Origin of the sequence: Pseudanabaena sp. 'Roaring Creek', from assembly GCF_001402795.1 — a bacterium.
Classification (GTDB): Bacteria; Cyanobacteriota; Cyanobacteriia; order Pseudanabaenales; family Pseudanabaenaceae; genus Pseudanabaena.
This window is the reverse complement of record NZ_LIRE01000292.1, coordinates 1-6100: the sequence shown is the minus strand read 5'-3', so window position 1 is coordinate 6100 and position 6100 is coordinate 1. Positions and strand designations below refer to the sequence as shown.

Sequence of the window (6100 nt, the reverse complement as noted above, 5' to 3'; positions counted from 1 at the left end):
CTGAGCGAAGTCGAAGCTGTAGTTTTTATTTAAATTATCTATAATTCGTAATTCGTAATTAAATCCTTCTTAAAACAAACAAATTCCCTTCATTTCCTCTTCCAATCCGTAGATCGCGATCTAGATAGGTCGTTTCTAGCCAGCCCTTTTGATCTTCACGCTTGATTTGGAAATCGATCGCTAATAGTTTTTTGGGCGATCGCAAAGTATCAATAAAACTTTTGACGTTTTGATAGCCCACTAGACTCTGAGAGCCAGCAACCAATCGCTCAAAATTTACCTTAACCCGTTTCTCTGAAACTACAGTAAAGTTCGCGCAGACGCTCACTAATCCGCCGAGCAGGGGCAAACCCTTAATTTCGGCAACGTTAAAAATTTTGCCTTCAGCTACACGCAAGCATTGGTAAATATTGCCCAGCTTGTAAAGCGGAAAGCGATCGATGCCCAAAAGCTCTTGACTGGTCGTAAATAACAATAGCCAATCCCCATCCAGCAGTTCGGGGGTTTGGGTGGGTGCAGGGGTAGGGTTTAGTTCTTCAAGGTAAGCAACTGCCGAAAAAATCGCCTTGCGCTGATTTTCTGACATTTGCAAGCCGCGATTCACAGGGGCGATCGCATTCAGGAGATTTGCTTTACGAGTAGTACTAGTCATACTCCTATTTTACAAAAAATAAAGGCAACGCTGTGCGTTGCCTTTATTTTTTGTTTACCCTTGACGAGCTTTGAACTTTGGGTTTGTCTTACAAATGACATATATTCTGCCGCGACGACGCACAATTTTGCAGTCCTTATGGCGAGTTTTTGCCGATCTGAGGGAGCTAACAACTTTCATGGATGAATCCCTAACGTTTACTTATGATGAAAAATTTTCACACGGCTTTTAATTCTAGCATGATTATGGATCTAAATTTAGGCAAATATAGCTGTCACCCAATCAAACCCAATAAAGATGATTGGGTGAATCCAGATCTAAAACATGAGGCGCACGCTGCGCGTGCGCCTCATGTTTTAAATCTGGATTTTGTACTAAAACACAAAATGGCTACGCCATCTTGTGTTTTGCAAACCCTTACTGGATTTGGTTTTTATAGCTATCGCCTATACTAGGACATAAACAAACCCCAAGAATTGACTGGCGGCGCTTCGCGCCGCCAGTCAATTCTTGGGGTTTGATTTGTCCTAATTCAAGTGACTGTAGCTATAATTCACGAAAGTGTGACAACATGCGATGTGCAACTAAGAATTAACTAAAGAATTAAGAAACAACCAAGTCTTCAAACTGTAAAGGATGAAAGGAATGTCGGTTGAGCCAAAAACACATAGTAAGTAGATGTTCATAATTAATTACACATCCAAACCTGTAAAGTTGCGCCCCGCAGGGGCGCAACTTTACAGGTTTGGGTAATTTATTTTGCACAAGTACTTATGAGCAAGGATTTTGCGATTAAGACGACTAGAAAGATGCCAGATATCCCTAGCCCAGACTCTATCAAGATGGAAACGCCCAACTAACTGACCAATAATACCAATTCCCAAAAGTGTGGCTACACTTTTGGGAATTGAAAACTAAACTCAGTAAGGGTTTTAAAATCACAAAATGGCTACGCCATTTTGTGATTTGGTATAACTGACCAATAACTGACCAATAATTGTTGTACAGAAAATTCAGATTTTATACCCACACCAACGAGAGAGGCGATCGCTAAATTAGCGATCGCCTCTCTCTGGGGCTATGCGGTACTGGATTGCTTGTGATAATGAGTACTGAAATGCCCATTTCATATCAATGGAAAAGGCACAAATACATCGATCGGAGTTTAGATGGGCGCTTTGCGCCACCACTTGCATTTTGGGGCTTATTTGACTACGACTTTTTGCTTGCTCGCTGTAATTAGGAAGCATTAGCGATCGCGCGATCACGGGAGACAAATGTATTGGTACTCTTCATCATGGGAGTCTGATGTCTCCAAGTACGCGAACTGAGAAATGTCGGCAATTCAATTTTACTAGTTGGAACTATATCTATGGTATGAGATTTGGCATGAGCTTTTGGCAATGATTCAAAGGCTTCTATGGAATCTTGAGCGTAGTCTTCCATTTCACGCAAAACCTGTAAAGCCAGATGAAGATGGGCTTCCAGATATTTAATGCGATTCTGTAATGCGAAAATGGTTGCTTCTTGGCTATCCATAGTTATAACCTCCATCAGTTACCTAGTACTGATTTTTTAATCCAAATCTATAAAACAGAGTCTAATCCCTATAATTGAGAACATCATCCTGCCAAAGAATGATAAACAAGCATACTCCCTTCTCTATTAAGAGATAGCAATAAGGCGCTTTGCTCCCTACCAATTTAGCAATACTGTGCCTAGAGACTTAATACCAATTCTTTGCCCATTCACTGAAGTGTACCAACACTTCAGTGAATTAAAAGACAAACCCAGTAGGGTTTTGAGATCCCCAAAATGGCAACGTCATTTTGGGAATTGGTATAACAAATCTATAAATGGCTTAAAAAATCCAATAGTTCACCTAATATCCAATCCGTCTCTTCTTTTTCGATTAAAATTGAATCAAAACGATGTTTGCTAGTACCTCGCCAGATCGCATATTGGGTACTTTTTTGCCCGTTTTCCGATTCAATTTCCTCAATCCCAATACGGGTAATCTCCGAGTTATAGCCCCGTTCGCGTCCAATCCGAATCCCAAATAGATGCCATGAAATCCTGAAGGTTTGGCGATCCATTTCAATTAAGACATTACCAATTAATGCGTAGACAAACAAAAAAGCACACATAAGTGACATTAATCCAACCATCACCGCAACGAATCCTAGGGCAATCTGAGATAGCAAGCCAAAGGTATTGAGGTAAGGGAGAATGAATTTATCTAAGCCCCAATAAATACCAAGGGCAAGGGCTCCGAAAAACCATGTCAGAGGACGGTAGCCAAGGCTAGGGATTTTAAATGTCAGGCGATCGCTAGTTCTTTCAAACTGAATGCGGGTATCTAAAGGCTTTAATTTGCGCGTCTTAGCAATTTCACCTGATGATTTTAGAGTAGCAATATAGTTATTAGCCAGATTATTAGCCAGAGAATAAGTAGAATTCCGCTTCCCTTCCAATATTTCTAGGGCAATTCTTGCGGAAGGGAAACGATCCTCAGTAGTAGGTTCGATCGCTTGCTCTAACCACTCTGCAAATTCTGGGGAAATTTTGGTACAGGCTCGCACATCAATTTTCATGCGATTTTGCGGCAATTCTGAAGGAGAACGATGGGTGAGCAGAAACATTAAGGTTGCCCCTAACCCATACAGGTCAGAAGCACCACTTGCTTGCCCCTGAAATTGTTCGGGAGCCATATAACCATAGGTTCCGACAAAGGTACTCCCCCCAGCGATCGTATTACGATAAATATCCTGAACCGCGCCAAAATCCACAAGAGCTATCGCCCCCGTAGGTCGTTGGATCAAATTGTGAGGCTTAATATCTCGATGGACGACAGGGGGTGATAGTTCGTGCAGGTAGCACAACAGGTTTAAGATTTGTATCGCGATCTCCTTTACTTCTCCTTCTGTCATCCGCATCCCATTCTGAACGATCTCGTTTAGGGATTTGCCTTCAATCAGCTCTTGAACCAAATAAAAGCGGCGATCGCTCTCAAGATCGGTATAAAAATAGTCGATATATTTCGGAATTTGCGGGTGATTTAGGCTAGCCAATACCTTAGCTTCCCGTTCAAATAATTCGATCGCTTTCCACTGGCTAGCCTGCCGCAGAGATAGCACTTTGATCGCCACGGCGCGATCGCGAAGGCGATCCGTTGCCGCGTAGGTGATTGCCATACCGCCACGCCCTAGAACTGAAACGATGGTATAGCGATCGCTGACAATATCACCAATTTGATGCAGTTCATCTATCATCTTTGTTTACTAAATATACAAATTAATCGACGTTACGCTCTCCATTTTGGGAGTTACATTTTTCCACAAACCACTTTGGATTGCTATATAATAGCCCTAAGCAGCCAAGCATAAGTAATACCAATTTAAGAAATGAGTAGGGGCTTTCTTACTTTAATTTTTAACTATGCCGAACTATTTCTACTATTTATTATGTTTAACTGATTTACTGATTTAAATTAAACCCATGCACAGAGTTATAGCTAGTTCTGAATGGAAAGTGTTAATAATCGCAGACAGCTATGAATATCTTTCCCCCATAGGTTTTTCAGCTTCAGACTATCCTCATATCATCGAACATCGAGGCGATCATTATCACTTCCATAATTTCCATTATGCTCCATCTCTATTAGTAACTTTAGAGCCTGATCTACAATCCCCCCCTGACTGTGTATTTTTAGAATGGGAAGAATCGCATCCCGACAAAGATTTTTTTTTGCACCAACTGAACTCTATCCAAGTGCCTGTAGTTCTCTTGGTGAAAGCCGAAGATGAAGGATGCATAGTTCGTATTGCCCAAGACTATCAAGATTATCTAGTCAAAGAGACTTTAACTAAGGAATTAATTTTTGCAGCCCTGCGGAATGCGATCGCCCAATCCAATTTAAAAAAAGAAATTGCCAGAAAAGACATTGCTATAAGGCAATGGCAGGAATCGCCAATATCCAAACATCCTGATCCACCATTGTCTTCTGAGGAAATAATAGGCAATCGAGAATATTTCTATACCATTGCCGATCGCGCTCTTGTTATGCTGCGGGAATCTGGAACAGACAAGTCCTACTACTATTTCAATCAAGCTTGGCTGGACTATACGGGAAGATCCTTAGAGCAAGAAATTGGTGATGGTTGGTTTGAATGCGTTCATCCCGATGATCGCGAGATGAGTCGAGATATTTACTTTAAAGCCTTTGATGCGAGAAAATCCTTTGAAATGGAATATCGTCTCAAGCGCCACGATCAAGTCTACGGTTGGATTATAGATCGTGGAGCCCCAATATTCAGTAAAGATAATCTTTTTCTAGGGTACATTGGTTTCTGTTTTGATATTACTGCTCACAAGCAAACTGAGATCGAACTACAAAACAATCTCAAATTTATTCAAAAGATTGCTGATGCTTCACCCAATATCCTGTACCTATACGATTTACAAGAAAAACGAAATATTTATTCTAATCGAGAAATTGCCAAGATCTTGGGCTATTCAACCGAACAGATTCAAGCGATGAAAGATAACTTACATCGGAACCTGATTCACCCTGAAGACCTTGCTGCCATGGAATCTCACCTCCATCGATTAAGCCATGCTCGTGATGAAGAGATCTTAGAAATTGAATATCGAGCGATCGATGCAAATGGCGAGATTAAATGGCTCCGTAGCTATGACACGATTTTCAATCGTGATGAGTGTGGAAGAGTCCAACAGATTATTGGTAACGCTCAAGATGTTAGCGATCGCAAACAAATCGAACTTGAATTGCAAGAGAGCAAGTTATTTATCCATCAAATTGCCGATGCCTCGCCTAGTATGCTTTTTCTATATAATGTCCAAGAGATGAAACTTGTTTACATAAATAGAACAATTCACTCTTTATTAGGATATACAGCCGCCGATATTACCGCTATGGGAGAAGATTTTTTCCCTAAGACCATACATCCCGAAGAATTTGACTATCCTAAATATCTAGAACAAATTAACAATGCCAAGGATGGAGAAATCATTAGCTATGAATATCGCATGAAACATGCTAACGGTGAATGGCGTTGGTTGCATAGTTGCAGTGTAATATTGAGCCGAGACAAACAGGGAAAGGTATTGCTAATGACTGGCATGGCTTACGACATTAGCGATCGCAAGACAGTAGAAGCCGAGCTAATGGCAAGCGAGCAAAGATTCGCTAGAATTGCATCAAGTTTTCCGGGAATAATCTACACGACAATTCAACGCCCCGACGGTTCTCACTATTTTGAATATATTAATTCGTCGATCAAGGATATCTATGAAATAGATTGCGAAAAGGTTCTGCAAGACCCAAAATGGATTGACGATCTGCATCATCCAGACGATCGAGAAGGTTTTGTCACCGCCGCTAACTATAGTGTTGCTATGATGTCCCCTTTTAGAGCGTGTTTGAGA

5 protein-coding genes and 1 pseudogene are annotated in these 6100 nt (G+C 41.0%); 1 reads left to right on the top strand and 5 read right to left on the bottom strand.

The window, feature by feature from the left end:
• Window positions 1–58 precede the first annotated feature (58 nt).
• The 5 genes and pseudogenes from AC805_RS10170 to AC805_RS10150 form a co-directional block, all read right to left on the bottom strand.
• Window positions 59–652, bottom strand: coding sequence for a PAP/fibrillin family protein (locus tag AC805_RS10170; protein WP_055075332.1), 594 nt, complete (start codon window positions 650–652; stop codon window positions 59–61).
• 54 nt (window positions 653–706) lie between these two features.
• Window positions 707–832, bottom strand: coding sequence for a type B 50S ribosomal protein L36 (gene ykgO, locus AC805_RS24640; RefSeq protein ID WP_071590172.1), 126 nt, complete (start codon window positions 830–832; stop codon window positions 707–709).
• A 557-nt stretch (window positions 833–1389) separates the two neighbouring features.
• A pseudogene (locus tag AC805_RS25550) lies at window positions 1390–1524 on the bottom strand (IS982 family transposase); the annotation flags it as partial.
• Window positions 1525–1891: 367 nt separating this feature from the next.
• Window positions 1892–2191 carry a hypothetical protein gene (locus AC805_RS10155; RefSeq protein ID WP_055075329.1) on the bottom strand — a complete coding sequence of 100 codons (300 nt, stop codon included), beginning with the start codon at window positions 2189–2191 and terminating at the stop codon, window positions 1892–1894.
• 311 nt (window positions 2192–2502) lie between these two features.
• Window positions 2503–3924, bottom strand: a complete 1422-nt coding sequence (locus AC805_RS10150) for a serine/threonine-protein kinase (protein ID WP_055075328.1) — start codon at window positions 3922–3924, stop codon at window positions 2503–2505.
• Window positions 3925–4150: 226 nt separating this feature from the next.
• Between AC805_RS10150 and AC805_RS10145 the strand changes: the two genes are divergently transcribed.
• Window positions 4151–6100: PAS domain-containing protein (locus tag AC805_RS10145; RefSeq protein WP_156341371.1), on the top strand; the 1950-nt coding region annotated here is incomplete at its 3' end.

Bases quoted from the DNA above. Each gene is read 5' to 3' on its own strand.
- AC805_RS10170 (WP_055075332.1), bottom strand. From the start codon at position 652: ATGACTAGTACTACTCGTAAAGCAAATCTCCTGAATGCGATCGCCCCT.
- ykgO (WP_071590172.1), bottom strand. From the start codon at position 832: ATGAAAGTTGTTAGCTCCCTCAGATCGGCAAAAACTCGCCATAAGGAC.
- AC805_RS10155 (WP_055075329.1), bottom strand. From the start codon at position 2,191: ATGGATAGCCAAGAAGCAACCATTTTCGCATTACAGAATCGCATTAAA.
- AC805_RS10150 (WP_055075328.1), bottom strand. From the start codon at position 3,924: ATGATAGATGAACTGCATCAAATTGGTGATATTGTCAGCGATCGCTAT.